Annotated in this window: 18 protein-coding genes; 12 read left to right on the top strand and 6 right to left on the bottom strand. The window is 35.8% G+C overall.

Annotated features, from left to right (window positions below; all coding sequences use genetic code 11):
- Window positions 1-47: 47 nt before the first annotated feature.
- The 11 genes from NQ163_RS15315 (at window position 48) to NQ163_RS15265 (ending at window position 7,072) form a co-directional block, all read left to right on the top strand.
- Complete coding sequence (locus tag NQ163_RS15315; RefSeq protein ID WP_268191193.1) at window positions 48-374, top strand: hypothetical protein; 327 nt, start codon at window positions 48-50, stop codon at window positions 372-374.
- A complete protein-coding gene (locus NQ163_RS15310) occupies window positions 364-702 on the top strand; it encodes a hypothetical protein (protein ID WP_268191192.1) in 339 nt (112 codons plus the stop codon). The genes NQ163_RS15315 and NQ163_RS15310 overlap by 11 nt, the downstream gene beginning before the upstream one ends.
- A 110-nt stretch (window positions 703-812) precedes the next feature.
- Window positions 813-1,229: a flotillin-like FloA family protein gene (locus NQ163_RS15305; protein WP_268191191.1), complete on the top strand. Its 417-nt coding sequence runs from the start codon at window positions 813-815 to the stop codon at window positions 1,227-1,229.
- Window positions 1,230-1,304: 75 nt separating this feature from the next.
- Complete coding sequence (locus NQ163_RS15300) at window positions 1,305-2,777, top strand: DUF5687 family protein (protein WP_268191190.1); 1,473 nt, start codon at window positions 1,305-1,307, stop codon at window positions 2,775-2,777.
- Between the two features lie 20 nt (window positions 2,778-2,797).
- The gene (locus tag NQ163_RS15295) at window positions 2,798-3,517 is read left to right on the top strand and encodes an ABC transporter ATP-binding protein (protein ID WP_268191189.1); all 720 of its coding nucleotides are present in this window, start codon (window positions 2,798-2,800) and stop codon (window positions 3,515-3,517) included.
- Window positions 3,518-3,623: 106 nt separating this feature from the next.
- A complete protein-coding gene (locus NQ163_RS15290; protein WP_268191188.1) occupies window positions 3,624-4,073 on the top strand; it encodes a hypothetical protein in 450 nt (149 codons plus the stop codon).
- A 30-nt stretch (window positions 4,074-4,103) separates the two neighbouring features.
- Window positions 4,104-4,685 carry a hypothetical protein gene (locus NQ163_RS15285; protein WP_268191186.1) on the top strand — a complete coding sequence of 194 codons (582 nt, stop codon included), beginning with the start codon at window positions 4,104-4,106 and terminating at the stop codon, window positions 4,683-4,685.
- Between the two features lie 47 nt (window positions 4,686-4,732).
- Window positions 4,733-5,146 (top strand): hypothetical protein, encoded by a 414-nt coding sequence (locus NQ163_RS15280; protein ID WP_268191185.1) that lies wholly within the window; start codon window positions 4,733-4,735, stop codon window positions 5,144-5,146.
- Window positions 5,147-5,208: 62 nt separating this feature from the next.
- Window positions 5,209-5,643 carry a hypothetical protein gene (locus tag NQ163_RS15275; protein WP_268191184.1) on the top strand — a complete coding sequence of 145 codons (435 nt, stop codon included), beginning with the start codon at window positions 5,209-5,211 and terminating at the stop codon, window positions 5,641-5,643.
- Window positions 5,644-5,709: 66 nt separating this feature from the next.
- The gene (locus NQ163_RS15270; RefSeq protein ID WP_268191183.1) at window positions 5,710-6,294 is read left to right on the top strand and encodes a hypothetical protein; all 585 of its coding nucleotides are present in this window, start codon (window positions 5,710-5,712) and stop codon (window positions 6,292-6,294) included.
- Between the two features lie 28 nt (window positions 6,295-6,322).
- Window positions 6,323-7,072, top strand: a complete 750-nt coding sequence (locus NQ163_RS15265; RefSeq protein ID WP_268191182.1) for a hypothetical protein — start codon at window positions 6,323-6,325, stop codon at window positions 7,070-7,072.
- Window positions 7,073-7,104: 32 nt separating this feature from the next.
- Here the strand turns inward: NQ163_RS15265 and NQ163_RS15260 are convergent, their stop codons facing one another.
- The 6 genes from NQ163_RS15260 to pta all read right to left on the bottom strand — a co-directional run bounded on the left by NQ163_RS15260 (window position 7,105) and on the right by pta (window position 16,306).
- Window positions 7,105-8,244: a twitch domain-containing radical SAM protein gene (locus tag NQ163_RS15260; protein ID WP_268191181.1), complete on the bottom strand. Its 1,140-nt coding sequence runs from the start codon at window positions 8,242-8,244 to the stop codon at window positions 7,105-7,107.
- 309 nt (window positions 8,245-8,553) lie between these two features.
- Window positions 8,554-9,465, bottom strand: a complete 912-nt coding sequence (locus NQ163_RS15255; protein ID WP_120239848.1) for a phosphate acyltransferase — start codon at window positions 9,463-9,465, stop codon at window positions 8,554-8,556.
- Window positions 9,466-9,522: 57 nt separating this feature from the next.
- A complete protein-coding gene (locus NQ163_RS15250) occupies window positions 9,523-10,428 on the bottom strand; it encodes a bifunctional enoyl-CoA hydratase/phosphate acetyltransferase (RefSeq protein WP_110360079.1) in 906 nt (301 codons plus the stop codon).
- Window positions 10,429-10,687: 259 nt separating this feature from the next.
- Entirely contained in the window at window positions 10,688-13,729 is a 3,042-nt protein-coding gene (locus tag NQ163_RS15245; RefSeq protein ID WP_268191180.1) for a sensor histidine kinase, read from the bottom strand.
- Window positions 13,730-14,045: 316 nt separating this feature from the next.
- Complete coding sequence (locus NQ163_RS15240; RefSeq protein WP_120239850.1) at window positions 14,046-15,254, bottom strand: acetate/propionate family kinase; 1,209 nt, start codon at window positions 15,252-15,254, stop codon at window positions 14,046-14,048.
- A 50-nt stretch (window positions 15,255-15,304) separates the two neighbouring features.
- Window positions 15,305-16,306 (bottom strand): phosphate acetyltransferase, encoded by a 1,002-nt coding sequence (gene pta, locus NQ163_RS15235; protein WP_120239851.1) that lies wholly within the window; start codon window positions 16,304-16,306, stop codon window positions 15,305-15,307.
- A 219-nt stretch (window positions 16,307-16,525) separates the two neighbouring features.
- Between pta and NQ163_RS15230 the strand changes: the two genes are divergently transcribed.
- Complete coding sequence (locus NQ163_RS15230; RefSeq protein ID WP_268191179.1) at window positions 16,526-19,456, top strand: FAD-binding and (Fe-S)-binding domain-containing protein; 2,931 nt, start codon at window positions 16,526-16,528, stop codon at window positions 19,454-19,456.
- Window positions 19,457-19,551 lie beyond the last annotated feature (95 nt).

The following is a 19,551-nucleotide window of genomic DNA, read 5'->3' as shown; positions in this document are numbered from 1 at the left end:
ACTCGTTGGATAGTAAAAGGACATATTAAAAACAATCTATTCGAAGTATGAAAGAATTTAACAGGTTGGTGATTAAATATTTTCTAATTGGCATGGGAGTTGGCCTATTTAATTTCCTATTAATTGCTGGGCAGCCCTACTATTTTGATGCCATAAATTCTTTACAGCTAGAAGATATCAACTTTTATTACACCCATATTTTAAGATACTCTTCAAATGCAATTGTTGGCATTTTCATTGTTTTTGATTCCTTTAAGTATGCCAAGAATAAATATTTGATTTCACTACTTGGTTTTTTAATGCCTGTGTTTGGAGTTTGCTTTGTATTGCTTGAAAAATATTTAAATCAGAAAATTTACAATCATGGAAAATAGAGCAATAAAATTAATAGGCAAATATGCCTTATTACTTTGTATTTTATCTGGAATACAAATACTAACAAATCATCTTGTCTCTCAATTAATAAAGGACTCAATAGATACTGGATTCCAAACATATTTATTAATTGCAAGCAACCTCTTTCCTTTTTTATTGAATGCCATAACAGCTGTATTTGTGTTTTCTGATAGTAAAAAAGAAAATCTTGATTGTAAATATTCAATACTATTAACTGTGTTTTACAGACCTATTGGGATAGTGTTATTCCTACTTTATGTAATTGACAAGGAAATAAAGAGAAAATATATTACAAAGACACATTAAAAACCAAACTATGACCACACGAGAGGACTCATGCGGTAGCGAAAGGAGCTGAAAGCTCAGAATATTGACAGTAAATAAATAAAAACACTCACTATTAATCAAACTAAACAATGAACGACATAAGCACAATTATTCTATTAATCGTATTCATATTAATTGGGATACCCGTATTTTTCTATTTAGTCCCAGTTGCACTCTGGTTTTCTGCACTACTATCAGGGGTAAATCTCTCTTTGATGGAGTTAATATTTATGCGACTGAGAAAATCTCCTGTTCAGGATATTGTAATGGGTTTGATTACAGCAAGCAAAGGTGGTATTCCAATAAACAGAACTGAATTGGAAGCTCATGCCTTAGCTGGAGGTAATACTGCTAATGTTATAAATGGATTAATTGCCGCAAAACACGCTGGATTAAAATTGTCATTTAAAAACGCATGCTCATCAGACTTTAAAGGCATCGATTTGGTGAAGTTAGTGCATAAAGAAGTGGAATCACGAAAAGAAGAAGAGAAGATTTTTGAGTAAAGTTTATTCCTAATAGATAACACGAATAGAATAACTTAACATGAATCAAAACAAGAATATTTTATAATTAGAGATATGGAAAAATTCACATTACTAAGCCATCAATGGAAAGCAGCCACCCGATCGGCGTCGGCTTCCAAGAGTGCTGGCATCAAAGTCTTTATGGGCTTTGTGTTTTTTATTTTATTCCTTGAGTTACTGGGAGGAGGCTTTTACGTGGGCTCAAAACTTGCCGAAAGTTCAACAAATCCCATTGCCGATTTAATGCGCTATGGATTGTATTTCTTTTTGGCTATTCTTCTGTTTCGCTACATGCTTCAGAAACTGCCCACTTTTATGGTAAAGCCTTATTTGGTTCTGCCCATAAAAAAAAGCAAATTGGTGAACTTCATGTTAACCAAACCCTTGTTTAACAGTCTTAACATACTTCCGCTTAGTTTTGTTTTGGCAATTACACTTGGATTGCACAAACAGATGGAAGCCTATACCTTTTGGGTGCTTGTTGGTACTGTTATGACTGGCGATTTGTTTATGAACTATCTGTCTATCTACATTAAAAGAGTGCAGATAAAGCATGAATACGTCTTTTACCTGTTTCTTGCCAGTGTTGGTGCTTTGCTTTTTCTGGATCAGTTTGCCATTATCGATCTTCAGGCTTTTTCTTCCCTTGTATTTATGCAAGTAATTGCACAGCCATTGTACTTACTGCTCGGTCTGTTGCTATTTGTTGTGGCTTATTACCTGAATTTCCAATTGCTATACAATCATTTTTCGTTGGAAGACTTTGGAAAAGGCGATACCAACCAGAGAAGCAGTTTGGAGAATCTGAACTACCTGGATCGCTTCGGAAAAATAGGAACCTTTGCCCTACTGGAACTTAAAATGTGTGTAAGAAACAAACGTACCAGAACCATGCTGTTTATGGCGCCTCTGTTCTTACTATATGGATTGTTCTTTTACAATGATCCGAAATATCTCGAAATGAATGGTTTTCTGATTTTTGTAGGCTTATTCATATCAGGTGGTTTTATGATGAGCTTTGGCTTGTACTTCTTTGCCTGGGAATCGGGACATTTTGATTTGGTGCTGACCGCCAATAATACTTATAAGGATTACATCAAAGCCAAATACTATTTGATGATGTCGACCAGTACGGTGATTTACCTTTTTTCGACATTCTATGTTTTTTATGGTATTGATATCCTGATTATAAACAGCATGTGCTTTTTGTTTAACATAGGTATTAATAGCCTGTTGCTTCTCTATTTTGCAACCAACAACAATCAACACATGGATCTTTCGAAAGGTTCGGCATTTAATTATCAAGGTGTTGGCGGAAGACATTTTGTTTTAATGATTCCTTTGTTGGTGATTCCATTGTTCATTTACCTGCCTTTTGGTTTGTTCGATCAGGCCAATTTGGGTTTCGCTGTTATCGGCATACTAGGTGTATTGGGTTTACTGTTCCGCGAAAAGTTGCTGGATATCATTACCCAACGTTTTATTGAGAAGCGATACCAAATGTCGGAAGGATTTAGAAATAAGTAATTTAAAAAGAAATTAATATCATGATACATATCGATAATTTAAGCAAAGCATATAACACAGTTAAGGTTCTAGACATAGAACAATTGGAGATTCCACAAGGTGAATCGTTTGGTTTAGTTGGGAATAATGGAGCAGGTAAAACCACATTGTTCCGACTGATACTGGATTTGATTAAGGCAGACAAAGGACAGGTATTGAGTAAAAATATTGCTGTACATGCCGACAGTCAATGGAAAAACTATACGGGTTCGTTTCTTGACGAAGGCTTTTTAATTGACTTCTTAAAACCTGAGGAATACTTTAAGTTTATTGCTGATATTAATGGCGTTACCAAGGAAGAATTAAAAGCATTTTACAATGTTTTTGCTGATTTCTTTGGTGATGAAATTCTGAATAAGAACAAGTATGTTCGCGATTTCTCGAAAGGAAATCAAAAGAAGATTGGCATTTTTGGTGCTATCATTAGTCAACCCGAAGTTTTAATTCTGGATGAACCTTTTGCCAACCTGGATCCCTCCTCTCAGATACGCCTGAAGATGTTGTTGAAGGATTTACATCAGAAAAAAAACTTGACCATGATCATCTCCAGTCACGACCTGAATCATATTGCCGAAGTAAGTGAACGCATCGTAATTTTGGAAAAAGGTCAGGTGGTTAAGGACCTATTAACCTCTGATGATACTCTGGGTGAATTGGAAGGATATTTCAATCCGGAGGCTACTGTTGAGTCAGAAAGTTAAGCTAAAACTTTGAATAGATCTAAACATGTCTGGCATCGTTGAGGTGCCTGGCATGTGTTACTTCGATCTTAAGCATGAATAATAAACAAGCATTAAATTTTAACCAATGAATTACCATAAAGATTTCTTAAAGGAACAACACAAATCGAAACTTAGGATAGGAATTGGATTAGCCTTTTTACTTGTAGCAATTGCATGGATTGGCATGCAACTAATGGAGCAAGATGCCATTGGGGCTTTTGATTGGTTTTATTTCGGAATATTTGCGCTTAATGCTCTGTTTCATATTCTGGGAGGACTTGGTGTACCGATTCAAAAGCTTTTTGGTAGTGCCTTTATTGCTATAGATGATACATGCATGAGAATTAAATTGGAGGTTTATAAAAAGGAGCAATTGGTAAGGTGGGAAGACATTCGATCGGTAGATTATAACAACAGTTGCATTCGTATATTAACTGATAAAGAAAGTATTGAAATGGCTTTATCGAAATTAGATTATGGCTCGGTGCAGGAAGTAAAAAATGCAATCAATTTATTTGCAAATCCAAACCTGTAAACTCATAATAATCAAATAAAAAGCTTAAACATGACAAAATCGATAGAGAAACGAATAAAAGTTATCGAAGGGTTCAAACCTGCATACCAATGGAAAGGCAAAAATCAGGAGAAAAAAGATAAAAAACTTAGGCAGTATGCATTTCTTGATTATGGATTTGTAATGATATTGCTTTGCCTGGTAATATATGCAAGTTTGTTTGCCTACCTGGAGTATGATTTTGTATCTAAAAAGTGGGATAATGCAGCATTGCTGGTTCAGTTTACCATGCTGTTTGCATTTAAGGCTCCTTTTGCTTACCTGGAAGTTTTGCTAAAGAAGCATGCGAAGGAAATTAAAGGTTCAAACATCAGCTTTAATGAAAAAGTAAATATGGATTTAGAATTCATGATCTCCAAACTGAATGATCGCACGAAATACATATACATTACCGGAATTCCTTTGATCGTAATCATGCTGGCCGCTTTTTTTCAAGTATTCGATTTGAATCCAATTTGGAATAAATTTCCGGTAGCTGTATTAGCAATTAGCTTGTATCTATTAATCAGAATAAATTTTGATGTTTTTAAACTAAAAAGAAATATTAAGAAAGTGAATGGTATCATGAAATAGAAATAATACCAATTACTATTCAAACTTATACAAATACAGCATAAAACATGATAGAACTAGAACCTGAGTATTTAAACAAAATTGCCAATCAGTTAATTGTCATTAGTTCATTATTGAGCGGCTTTTCGATTGCAGTAATGGCGAATCTATTGGTTAGCGGTACGAAAAAAAGAATATCAAATCATATTTTAAAAGTTACGACCATTGCAGCAGCCTGCTTTTTAATCACCTTGTTTGCCATGACTAAAATTCTAATGATGACAACCAATGGCTTCCCTTTCAAATTTGAAAATGCTGATCTTGCACTTCCAAAGATCATTGGTTTTATAGCTTTTATATTGGGAGTGATTGCTCTTTCAGTTTTAATCGCTCTTTCTGGCTGGACCAAATCAAGGAAAACTGGAATATTTACCACAATTATTGGAGTCCTAACCTTTATTGCAATATTGGTCAATTTATAAGACGACAGTACAATTCTATCACCTATATTTATTTAAATCAAAAACATTAAAATAGTTACACCATGGCAAACGGACTGGACGACTTATTAGACGATGCTAAAAAGAAAGGCTCTGAACTTTGGAGCAATATCAAAAGCTCTGGGAAGGATAAACTAAAAATTGGGATACAAAAACTAAACGACGCTCTGCCTGATATTGAGAAAGCAGGTTTTGTTTTGGTTCGTTTGGATGTTGACATTGCTCTTCTGCCCCGATTGTTTGCACGATTTAAGCAAGTGCATCAAATTAGCGACGAAGAGAAAGAAGCTATTCTTACCAAAACCAAAAAGAACAAGTTTCTCAATTTTATATTAATAGGTCTGTTTAAAGCCGTTGAAATAAAAGGGGAAGTAAAGATTGACAGCATGAACCTGGAGGAGATTGAATTGGAAATTGGCCTCACTCCTTCTGCAAAGATCATTTTCCGCCGAGAGGAAAGATTAAAGTTAATGGAGTAAATTATTTGCATCACTTGCAAAGCATCCTGGAGATGCTAAGCAAATTTACCAAAACATAAAACTTACATGAAAAAAATCGAAAAAATACTAGCTGTAATTGCCTTTACCTCTATAATACTTAGCATGAATCATGTGCCTTTTGGTGGGGTTATATCTGTATTGAGCTTTACCATTTTAGCACTTTTGTACATGTATTTAAGTTTTGCTTTATTCAACGAAATTCCTTTCACGAGAATATTAAAGAAAGAAGCTTACCTGAATAGTACCAAATTACAGATTTTCGGAACAGTTCTCACCGGAATGTTTTTATCATTTAGCCTTATTGGAATGCTTTTCAAATTGCAATTGTATCCAATGGCAGACATAAATTTGCTTACAGGTATATTAGGACTATTAATTGCTGCCATAGTTTCTATAATTAAGTATTCAATAGGCAAAGACAAATTCTACGTTGATATTTTAAAACGAATTATCCTTATTGGAGTTTTCGGACTTCTTTTCACCATCACTCCCAAAGAAAGCATTTTGGAAATCAGACACAGAAAACATCCAGAATATGTAGAAGCCGTTAAGAAAGCCTGGGCCGATCCTGATAATCAAGCCTTATGGAAAAAAGTTGAAGAGGAGAGTTTAAAGATATACAATGAATAAATATAGTTCCTAAGCAAAACACCCAATAATGAGAAACTATCTTAACCTATTCCTTCAAGCAACGCTTACATTATTTATGTTGGCTTGTTCTCCACAATCACAAATCCAATATGTCGATAATTTAACAAGAGAGGACATTTCGTACCAATACCAATTCAAACAAAACAAAGACAAAGAGCTTGTAAAAGTTAAAAAGTCTGATAGCATTTTCAATTATCACATTCTCGATACGGTACTTGAAATTCATCAGTTTATTAGAGATACTGAAAAGGATTTTCAAAAACATAAAACCGATATAGATAAACTGAAGGAAAGAAAATATTTTCCACAAGTTGAAGTTGATTCAGCAAGCTATTTTCGATCACATAAATTTGATGGACAAACTTGTTTTTCTTTTGCCTTGGAGAATTTCTTCAAGCATAACAATATTAACCCCCATCCTTACTTCGATTCTGAAACCTTAATTGGTTCCAAAACTTACCTTCTTGTATTGGACGCTATCAATTTGGAAAGTAAGGCAATTTCATGGAAAGAGTTCAAAAAGAATAAACACAACATGCCCAAGGAGGCATTGTTAGCTTTACAAGAACAAGACAGGATCAATCATGGTATTTATTACAAAGAAGGTTTGTTCTATTCTAAAAATGGCCGTTCAAGACCAGCTATTTTTCCTGATTTAAAAAGCATCGTAAAATCGTACATGTACACAGATACCGTTTGGGTTTACACAATTGATAACAATAAATTGCATAAACATATTGAGAACATTAAAAGATAAGAAGTTAAAAACAAAATGAGTTCATTGGTAATTCACATTTGTATGAGATTTTCTCCCCTCATCTCATCCAACAGTTTAGTTTCTTTAATAAACTGTGTCCAGTGTTTCGATAGATCTTCGCTTAGCATGTATGCCTCACACTCTTTAAGTTGATTAATTACTGATTCTGGAATTAGTTTTTTTTTCGCCCAGTCGTAAAACTCCTGGTATTCTACAACAACAGCTTGTTTCAGGTCTTCAGGCATTACTTTGGTGTTGTAATACAGTGGCCTATCCAGCATGTTAATGTAAAGTCCATCAGGTTCAATGATCTGCTCCATTAGACAGGTACGGTACAATTCAGGTAAATTCTTAATGGATAAAACAGAAATGGTTGGAGCAATAACAAAACGAATGTGTTTCAAAGATCGAATTGCTTCTCTATTCTCCTGAAACTGCTTCCAATTGAAACCTTTACGGATGTATTCGCCTAATTTTCCATGTGCATCTATGCTCGCAAGAATTTCCACCTCGGGAAAGTGTTTCCAATAATCAAGCACATCATATTCACCAAACTTCAAAACCGAAAAGTTAGTGTTGTAGCGCAATTTCATTTGTGTTGCCTTATTCTTTACCAACCAATCCAACAATTGATAATGCTCTTTGGTAACCAAAGGCTCGCCTCCGGCAAAATAAATTTCTTTGGCTTGCAGCAAGGCACCTCCGGTTTCAGCAATAAACTTATCAAAATCAGCAATATTTTGTAGCAAAGCGATTTCCCCCAGGTTACGCTTCAGTTGTTTGCCTTCTGGAAACCATGCAGAACTAGCTCCATGCCAACAAGTGCGGCAAGCCAAATTGCAGGCATTGGAAAAACGAATGTCGAAGTAAATGGGTAATTGAGGATATTCTTTTTCAAACAGATCTCCAAACTTCTCATGGGTTTCTTGTCGGATGCTCATCCCTCCTGTTGCTTCCAATCTTTGACAAACACCACATCTGTTATCTGCTTCACCTTTCATGAATTTCTCACGAATCGCATTGATTTCATCTCCATTCCAGATATCGTTAAAGCTTTGCGTATTGCAATCCCCGTAAGGGATATTGGCCACACAACAGGCCCTTACTTTTCCTGCATTTCCTACATGGTAGTGAATCCAAGGCATTAAGCAATATGGGGTTTGTTTTGTCATGGGGCAAAGATAGGTAAACCACTGGTTTCACAAATTACTCGAATCTAAAAAAAACATATTTCATAATTGCAAATCTAGCCTTCGGTCGCACAACTACAACTCCACTTTCAATTTGTTTCAATGCGACGGATTTACATACTCATGACTGCACACAAGGCTTCACCCTGTACCAATTGCCAACAGCCTTTCAGGTTTATTCCTTTGTGCAACCTATTGAAATCCTTAGCCAACCATAGTGGTTAAACAAAAAGAGACACGATAATATCGCATCTCTTCTTATCATTATTAATTGATAAACTCTCAATTGTCTTAATCTGCCATTAAAACGGATAATGCGATACAGTAGAATTTCGACTTTTCGCTCTCGCTTCTCGACATTACTACCACTGGTTTGGTTGTTCCTTGAATCAATCCTCCAAGTTCTCCTCCTCCAAATAACATCAATCCTTTGTAGAATGAATTACATGCTTCCAAAGATGGGAAAATCAAACAATCTGCTTCTCCATTAATTGGAGTTGGGATTCCCTTGATTTCCACCGATGCAGGATCGCAAGCAAGGAATACATCCAATGGTCCATCAACAATACAATCTTTAATCTGACCACGATCAGCCATTTTACAGATAATTGAATCATCCACTGATCCCTGGAAAGCAGGATTTGGCTTTTCAGTAGCTGAAATCAAAGCTACTTTTGGTTTCTCAATTCCAAATCGTTTTGCCATCTTTACCGAATAGTTCACCATTGCAATCTTCTGATTCAAATCAGGATAAGGTAAAACTGCTGTATCGGATACAAATAGAAGCTTGTCATACTTCGGTAAATCAAGAGCACAAACATAGCTCATTACAGCCTTTGGAGGCAACAATCCCTTTTCTTTGTTTAAAACTGCTTTAAGGAATTTATCAGTTCCTACCAAACCTTTCATTACAACATCCGCCTCATCTTCCCGAGCCATACGTACAGCCTCTGTTGTTGCTTCAACATCATTTGGAATATGAACAATGGTAAAGATTTCCGGATTGATTCCTTCTGCTTCAGCCTTTGAACGAATTTCCTTCTCATCACCAATCATTACAGCTTCTACAAAACCTTCGTTAATGGCTTTTGCAATAGCTCCAATTGTATTAGGATCCTGTGCGTAAGCAACAGCAATTTTCTTTTTCTTTCCGCTTTCGCGAAGATGGTCGACCATTTGGTCAAGGGAACGAATTGGGGACATATATTTTTAGTTTAAATAGTTAGAGACGTACGGTCGTACGTCTCTACATGAAATATATTATTTTGAAGCAACTAAAGCTGCTAAAGCAATCGAATATAATTTTGTAAGAACACTATCACCACGAGATGAAAGAATAGCTGGACATTTTGCACCAACTACAAATGCACCAAGTTCAGCTTTAGCCAATTTGGTATTTGTTTTGTAGAAAACATTACCCGATTCGATATTTGGGAACACCAAACAGTCAGCATCACCAGCAACTTTCGATTCTAATTTCTTAATCTCTACTGATTCCTTATCGATAGCAACATCAATTGCCAATGGTCCATCAACATAAGCATTTTTAATCTGACCACGATCAGCCATTTTAGAGATAATAGTAGCGTCAACACAAGCTTCCATTTTTGGCAAAACTTGTTCCGAAGCAGCAACCAATGCAACTTTTGGAGTATCGATACCTAAAGCTCTTGCTACATTGATTACGTAGTTTGTTAATGCAACTTTTTGGTTTAGGTCTGGTTGAGGAATAACAGCAACATCACTACATACCAATAGTTTGTGATAGTTTGGATTCTCCATTACTGTAACGTGACTCAAAACGGCTTTTGGAGGCATCAATCCAGTTTCTTTGTTCAAGATTGCTTTCATGTACTTATCTGTACTAACCAATCCTTTCATAATCATATCGCCTTCGCCATTGCGAATCAATTCAACTGCTTTTTGAGCAGCTTTTATTTCAACTGGCTCATGCACTACAGTGAATTTAGTAACATCAATATTGTGCTCAGCACAAGTCTTCTTAATGGTTTCTTCATCACCTACTAATGTAGCATCAACAATCCCTTTTTCTACAGCATTGTTAACCGCTTCAATGGTATGTGCATCGTTAGCATAAGCAGCTACCAAACGTTTTTTCTCGTTACTTTTCAGAACGTCAATGATTTGCTCCAAACGTGTAATCATCTTCTTTATGTGTTTTAGTGTTGTTTTCAGGAATTAATTCCCGCTTGATTTAGTTGTAAGGCAAAAATATGAAATAATTACGAATCATATCTAATACTACAAATAAAACTTACGATTAATTACAAATATTAAAATTATTCTAACAATGTGACATTTTAATAACAGAAGCAATGAGCAATTAGAAACGTTCAAATATTGAGCGCAACTGATAACTGATAACTGATAACTGATAACTGATAACTGATAACTGATAACTGTTTTAGTCATTCTTAAGCGGAATAGAAAAATAAAACGAAGTGCCTTTTCCTTTAACACTACTAACCCGAATTTGCCCGCCATTCAATTCAACGAACTCTTTACTCAACATCAAACCGAAACCAGTTCCTGTTTCATTGGCAGTTCCTTCACTGGTTACCACTGTATCAATTTTAAACAGATTTTTAACTTGCGTGTCTGTCATTCCGGTACCTTCGTCCTTCACCTGGACAATGGCAAAATTTTCTTTCTTAATCGCTCTTAATAAAATGCTTTGGTTGGCATAAGAGAACTTAATTGCATTCGACATTAGATTTCTGATCACCGTATCTATCATCGACTTATCAGCATTTACTTGCAAGCTGGTAAAATCTCCCTCTACATGAATATCCTTTAGCGAAGCCTGACTCTTATGAAGCTCTATGTTTGTTTGCAATACCTCAGCCAGATCGAACTCTACTCTATTAAGTTTGAACTTCCCTTTCTGAACATTTGCCCATTCCAATAAACTTTCCAATAGCTTGAAGGTATCATCCGAACTTTTATATATCATCTCGGTAAGTTCCTTTTTCTCCTCTTCCGATAACATATCTTCATCGCGTATCAGCATTTTAGAAAATCCACGAATGGCATTAAATGGATTTCTTAAGTCATGACCTATTATTGACAAAAATCTGTCTTTTGCCTTATTGGCCAATAGTAAATTCTCATTGGCATTTTGAAGCTGAACAGTGCGCTCTGAAACAATTTTCTCCAGTTCTATCATATGTTGCTGCGCTCTTCGCTTACTGTATTGACTTGATAAATACACAATCAGTAGTATTAGTATCATTTCGGTGAGAAGAGTGTACCAACGCAAATACCAAACCTGGTTTACTCGCAAAGGAATAATCCTATTTTCGCTCCAGGAGTAGTTTCCTTCATGCTTACAACGAATACAAATTTCATAATCACCAGGTTCTAAATCTGACACAATTACCTGATTCTTATCTGAGAGAGATTTCCAATCCTTTATTTTATTATCACCTCTCATTACACAATATTGAAACTGATTTTGCTTCTGAGGATAGATAATGGCGGTTACATCCATTAGTAACATTGAGCCAGCAGTTACCTCAAGAGAACTATTCGGCTGAATAAACCAGGATTCTTCTTTAGCAATATGTACAATTGGTTTAGGCGTATTGGGGATGGTATCAGTAATATGAGCAAAAGCCAAACCATTAGACGTGCCAACCCAAAGAAAACCCTTATCGTCGATTAATAGATTTCCAACAGTAAAAGTTTTTGATGGTAAACCTTGGTCTGGAGTAAATAAGGAGATCTCGTCTTTGCGTTTTCGAATTATTCCATGACTTGTAGTAAGCCATATTGCATTATATTGGTCGATTACCACTGCATTAATTTCGCTATTGGTATAATCACCAAGGTGAACTTGATTAATATTAGAATCAAAATATTTAAATAATCCTGAAGAGCTGCCAATGTATAATGTATCCTTTACCGACCACATGTCCCGAATCCAAAAATCCATATTGCCAACATCAGGAATATCAATGCTAATATTTTCAAATTTATCTTTATTACGGTTGTATTGATACAAATAAGAATGTTGATATTCCCCACCAACGAATAGTGTATTGTTATGATTTATAAAGACATCCTGAACAATTCTCCGTTCCTTAAAATCTTTGAGATAGCTTTTAATTGTACCTTCAGTCAAGTTTACCTGGAATAATTCTTTGTCTGCCACAACCCAAACCATATTAGCATTATCAAACTCGATTTCCGAAATACTTTGGGTACTAACTTGTATGGTTTTCAGTAATTCATTTCTCAAATACAATAAGAGTTGTCCTTGTTCGGTTCCAATTAAAGTATATTCCTCAAATTGCTGAAATACATTCAAAGATCCTTCAAACTCTATATCGAGTATGTCAATGTGCTGTTCATCGGCAACTTTAAAGAAATGACTTCGGCCGGCACAAATCAATTGACCATCAGGCGACTTTCTTATGCTAGCTACATATTCTGAGTTGGCAGTGAGAAATTGGGAAGTAAAGAACTTCTTCTCCATAACAATTACCCCTGAATTTGTGGAAACCCATAATTTACCAAAATCATCTCTGTATAAATCATTTACAGTAAAGTATGGAAATCCTCCAACGGGATAAAATTTGTGTTCATCATTCAATTCAATTTCAACCAATCCCTGAAACCATGTTCCTGCAATTACCCTATTTTCATTAATCTGTTCAAAGCAAGAAGCAATAATATCCTTCGATATGGTCTCGGTATGAACTACTCTTCCCTTAAAATCAAAAATGATTTTTATGATTCCCAATGATGTACCCAGTAAAAATTCGTTGGAACCAATCTTAAAAGAAGAATGAACTAAAAAACCAGGTTGATATGCTGATTTATCGAATGAATTACTTTTCTGGTTAAAATTGTAAAACCATCCCTTTTGAGAAACTACGATTAGATTGCCATTATCACATTCCAAAAACTGAAAAGATCTTGCATAAGAGCTCGTCAAGTTTTTTTCATCCATATGATACTTCTCAACCGTGCCATTATTTAATCTATACAAATGATTGTAATCTGAAATCCAAACCTGTTGCTTCTTGTCCTCAAAAACATGTTTGGGATATTTTGGTGACGCAGGATCCAGGTTGCATTCAAGTATCAATTCCAAATCATTGGCATCAAAAGAAGGTTTGATCTTGTAAATTGCATCATCAGATAAAGCCAATAAGTTGCCACTTTGTAGCCTAATTAACTCTTTAAAATATTGTGATTTTCCTTCTGGTACTTCGTATAAATAGAAATTATCATTGATCAAGGAATATACTCCGGCATCTGTAGCAAAGTAATAGATCCCAAGTGAATCTTGAACTGTATATTTAACAAGCTCTTCGTTTAATTTATTCTGCTTATTGTATTCATGGAATCGAAAATTGGTTCTTTGGGCATAAATCTCACAGAACACAATCATCAATAGTGTTGTAATCAAAAATTTATATAAAGGTAGCAGCTTGGTCATATAGTCATTTTTAAAGAATCCCAGCCAATTTAGTGTGTCATCAATGCACTAAACGGCAATCCTTCTGATTTGTTACAATAAAATACGGCAAAATCGACTATTCATCAAATTAAATATCAACTTCACACGTGATTAAAAGCAATTAATCATGAAACGAACACTTCATCTCATACTTTTTGATTTTCAAAAACAATTGACAGCATGAAACTTACTACAGAAAAATTCCATAAGTACTATAAATGCAATACTTTTCAGAAAATGGCATAAAAAAAGCCTGGCTATTCGCCAGGCTTCCAAAATATATCTTAAGGATATCTTATTTCAATCCGTTCAAGATTCTCTGAGTATCAGATGCAATTACCAACTCTTCGTTAGTAGTTATCACCATAGCAGCTACTTTTGATCCTTCTTTAGAAATCACAGCATCTTTACCTCTTAAACCATCATTCTTTTCAGCATCGAAATCAAGTCCTAAATAACCGAAATCTTTAATGATTTTCTCACGAGAAACAGAATCGTTTTCACCAATACCACCAGTGAAAAGAACCAAATCAACACCACCCATTGATGCAGAATAAGAACCTACAAATCTCTTCACACGATATGCGAACATATCTAAAGCCAATTGAGCTCTTTCGTTTCCACCTTCAGCAGCAATTTCAAGGTCTCTCATATCAGATGAAATTCCTGAAACACCAGCCAAACCTGACTGTTTGTTAATTAACTTATTCGTTTCTTCGATAGAAAGATTTTTCTTCTCTGCAATATAAAGAAGCGCACCCAAATCAAGGTTACCAGTACGAGTACCCATTAAAAGACCTTCATTTGGTGTGAATCCCATTGAAGTTTCAATGGATTTACCACCATCAATTGCACATACAGAAGCACCGTTACCTAAGTGACAACTAACAATCTTCTTGTCTTCAATGTTCCACCCTAAGATATCACAAGCTTTGCTTGCAACATACTTGTGACTTGTTCCGTGGAAACCATACTTACGAACTCTGTACTTGTCGTAGCATTCGTATGGTAATCCATACATAAATGCTTCAGCAGGAAGAGTTTGGTGGAATGATGTATCGAATACTGCAACCTGTGGTAAACCTGGAAGTAATTTTTCCATTGAAAGAATTCCTTCAAGGTTCGCTGGGTTGTGAAGTGGAGCCAATTCACAACAAGCTGCTATGTTTTCTTTAGCTTTTTCGTCGATTAATGCACTGTCTTTAAAGAACTCACCACCATGAGCAACACGGTGACCCGCTGCGTTAATTTCTTTCAAATCAGAAATCACACCATGCTCTGGACTTACCAACGCCTTCAACACCAAATCAATACCTACGCTATGATTTGGAATATCCTGTACCAACTCAAATTTATCTTTTCCTTCTGGCTTGTGAGTTAATACTCCCTCTTTTAAACCAATTCTTTCAACTAGACCTTTAGCTAACAATGTAGCCTCATCACCCATGTGAAGCAATTGATATTTCAAAGAAGAACTACCGCAATTAAAAACTAAAACGTTCATTAGATTTTTTGTTTATTTGTTAAGTTTGGATTTTACTACTTAATATTCATTTACATTCCTGCTGCCTGGTTTGCAGTAATCGCAACAAGATTTACGATATCGCTTACAGAACAACCTCTTGATAGGTCATTAATCGGAGCTGCCATACCTTGAAGAACAGGACCAACTGCTTCAGCACCTGCTAAACGTTGTACCAATTTGTATCCAATGTTTCCTACTTCCAAAGTTGGGAATACCAATACATTTGCCTTACCAGCAACCTTGCTACCTGGAGCTTTTTTCGCACCAATAGCTTCTACGATTGCAGCATCAGCTTGCATTTCACCATCAATCTGGAATTCCGGAGCCATTTCTTTAGCCAATCGAGTTGCTTCTGCAACTTTATCAACCATTTCGTGTTTTGCTGATCCCATAGTTGAGAAGCTCAACATTGCAACACGAGGTTCCATTTCAGCAATTGCTTTTGTAGTTTTAGCTGTTGCAACTGCAATTTCGGCCAATTCGCTTGCTGTTGGGTTCGGATGAACAGCACAATCAGCAAATACCATCATACCATCATCTCCGTAGTTCTTGTCTTTCAAAATCATAATGAAAGCACCAGAAACAACCGAAATACCTGGCATAGTTTTCACAATCTGGAATGCTGGACGCAATACATCCCCTGTTGCATTTAATGCACCTGCAACTTCTCCATCAGCATCACCAGCCTTTATCATTAAAGTAGCCAAATAAAGAGGATCTTGAACCAATTCCATAGCTTGTTCCATGGTCATCCCCTTTTTCTTTCTTAATTCAACCAAAATTTCAGCATAAGCTTCCATTTTGTCATGACTTTTAGGATCAACGATAATTGCCTTATCGATGTTTTTCAATCCTAAACGATCAGCTTCTCCTTTGATTTCTTCAGGAGCACCAATCAAAATAATTTGTGCGATACCTTCCTCCAATAAGATATCTGTTGCTTGCAAAGTTCTTTCCTCAGTTCCTTCCGGAAGAACAATTCTCTTGTTGTGTAGTTTGGCGTTTTCTTTAATCTTTTGCAATAAGTCCATTGTAGATCAATATATTAATCAGTTTTGTAATCTCGACATTGCAAATTTAGGAATAAAAAGTAAACTGTAGATTTCTAAATTCATAATTTTTGTCAGTTTTGGCTTCATTTTTTTAATAAATAATCATTCTTGATAAGGCGCGGTTCAAAAATAAAAATGTAACTTCAATTTTTGAGAATCACACAGGCACTAGAATTGCTTAAAACTGGCTTATTTACTATGAACACCGATAATTATTCGAATCGATTTATCCAATTACAAAAACAAATTTCAGGAGAGGTTTTTACCGATAATACAACACGAATTTTATATGCTACAGATGCATCGGCATATAAAGTAATGCCTTTGGCAGTTGTTTATCCAAAAAATGAAGAGGATATCAAAACATTGGTTCAGTTTGCCAATCAGGAATCATTATCATTAATCCCCAGAGCAGCCGGAACATCCCTGGCCGGGCAAGTTGTTGGGAATGGAATTGTGGTAGATATATCAAAACATCTTACAAAAATATTAGAGCTAAATACCGAAGAAAAGTGGGTAAAAGTTCAACCAGGCGTCATTTTGGATGAACTGAACCTGTATTTAAAAGATTACAATTTGTTTTTTGGTCCGGAAACTTCTACCTCAGGTCGATGCATGATGGGCGGTATGCTTGGAAACAACTCATGTGGCTCCCACTCTATTATATATGGAAGCACTCGAGACCATACCCTGGAAGTAAGTGCCATTTTAAGTGATGGAAGCAAAGCTGTATTTGGAGATCTGAACAAAAATGAATTTGAGCAAAAGTGTGCAGGCTCCAATTTAGAGTCTAAACTATATAATAATATACACTCCATTCTTTCCAATCAGGAAAATCAGAAAGGTATTCGACAAGAATATCCCGATATTAATATTAAAAGGCGTAACACTGGTTATGCAATTGACCTTTTGCTTGAGTCTAATTTGTATACAAAGGGCGGTGACCAATTTAATTTTAGTAAACTGCTGGCCGGTTCTGAAGGAACTTTGGCTTTTACGACTGAAATAAAGTTGAACCTCGTTCCAGCTCCTCCAAAAGAGAAAGCTTTAATATGTGCCCACTTCGAAAGTCTTGAAGAAGCAATTGAAGGTAATCTTATTGCCCTAAAATACAAACCTGGTGCGGTAGAACTTATGGATGATCAAATCCTTAAACTTACAGAAGGAAACATTCTACAGGCAAAAAACAGATTTTTCCTAAAAGGAAATCCCGGAGCTTTATTGATTATAGAATTCGCACGAGAAACAACAGCTGAAATCGAAGAGATTGCCAACAAAATGGAAGATGAATTCAAAGCCAGCTCGTTAGGATATCATTTTCCCATGGTTACAGGAGCCGAGAACATTGCAAGAGTTTGGGATTTGCGAAAATCTGCATTGGGTGTACTTTCCAATATGCCAGGTGATGCCAAACCGGTTTCCTTAATTGAGGACACATCGGTAATGCCAGAGGTTTTGTTTGATTACATTGCAGAATTTAAGGAGCTAATGAAAAAGCACGATATCAGCTGTGTATTTCATGCTCATATTGGTAGTGGAGAAATTCACTTGCGACCGGTATTAAACCTAAAAGATCAAGGCGATCAGGAAAAGTTCCATGCCATTGGCCTGGATTCTGCCAAGCTTGTGAAGAAGTACAAAGGATCTCTAAGTGGAGAGCATGGCGATGGACGTTTGCGAGGAGAGTTTATTCCTATAATGATTGGCGAAAAGAATTATGAACTTCTTCGGGATATCAAAAATGCCTGGGACCCTAATCATATTTTCAATCCTGGAAAGATTGTTGATACACCAAAAATGAATACGCATTTGCGCTATGAACCCAATCAGGAAACCAAAGAAATAAACACCTATTTTGATTTCTCGTCCGATATGGGAATTGTTCGTGCAACAGAGCGCTGTAATGGTTCTGGAGATTGCAGAAACACTCACTTAACGGGGAAAGCTTTGTGTCCAAGTTACCAGGCCAGTTTAGATGAAAAGCTAAGCACCCGAGCCAGGGCAAATCTTTTTAGAGAATTCATTAGTAATTCTGAACAGAAGAATCCATTCGATCATAAAGAATTGTACGACATTTTAGATTTGTGTCTTTCGTGCAAAGCTTGTAAATCGGAATGTCCTTCGAATGTTGACATGGCCAAGCTGAAAGCCGAGTTTTTGCAACAGTATTACGATTCGAATCCTGTTCCCTTAAGAAGCAAACTTATTGCAAATATCAGCAGGATAAATAAATTGGGTAGCCATGCTCCTTCCCTTTTCAATTTTGTGAATCAGCATCCAATAATCGGAAAGTTGGTAAAACGAAATTTGGGATTTGCAGAAGAAAGAAGCATACCGAAGCTGCATCATACAACACTCAAAAAATGGCATTCCAATAATGGCAATATTGAATCAAAAAGAAAGGTTTATCTGTTTGCCGATGAATTTACCGATTACAATGACACACCAATTGGAATAAAAACCATTGAGTTGCTTCAAAAACTTGGGTATGATGTAATTATACCTAAACATGAGGAAAGTGGGAGAACTTATCTTTCTAAAGGATTGGTGAAAAAAGCCAAATTCCTTGCCATTAAGAATGTAAACCTCTTGCAAGATATCATTAGCGAAGAAAATCCTCTAATTGGAATAGAACCATCAGCGATTCTTACATTCAGAGATGAATATATCGATTTGGTACCTGAAAACATGCGTGAATCGGCAAAACAATTGGCAAATCATGTATTCATGATTGAAGAATTTCTACACAATGAAATGCAGAAAGGAAACATTAGTCCAAATCAATTTACCAAAGAATCAAAAAAGATTAAATTTCATGCTCACTGTTATCAAAAATCATTGGCTTCTACTCTTCCAATTAAAGAGATATTGAGTTTCCCTGTAAACTACTCTGCCATTGAAATAAAATCAGGTTGTTGTGGTATGGCTGGCTCTTTTGGTTACGAAAAAGAGCATTACGATTTAAGCAAAAAGGTAGGCGAGTTAATTTTACTCCCGGAAGTTCGAAGAACACCACAGTCTGTTTTAATTGCAGCTTCAGGAACTTCTTGTCGTCATCAGATTAAAGATGAAACTGAGCGGGAAGCACAACATCCGGTTGAGATTTTGTGGGAGGCTTTGAAAAAATAAATACTATTCCATAATTAAAAACAATATTACAAAAGTATGTAATTCTAATTTCAAGCATTATGGAATCATAGTTCCAAACTGTTTGGTAAGGGTAT

Source organism: Marinifilum sp. D737 (genome assembly GCF_026672275.1).
In the GTDB taxonomy this organism is placed as follows: Bacteria; Bacteroidota; Bacteroidia; order Bacteroidales; family Marinifilaceae; genus Marinifilum.
Note: the sequence above shows the minus strand (reverse complement) of the source record. Positions and strands in the feature narration are given on the sequence as shown.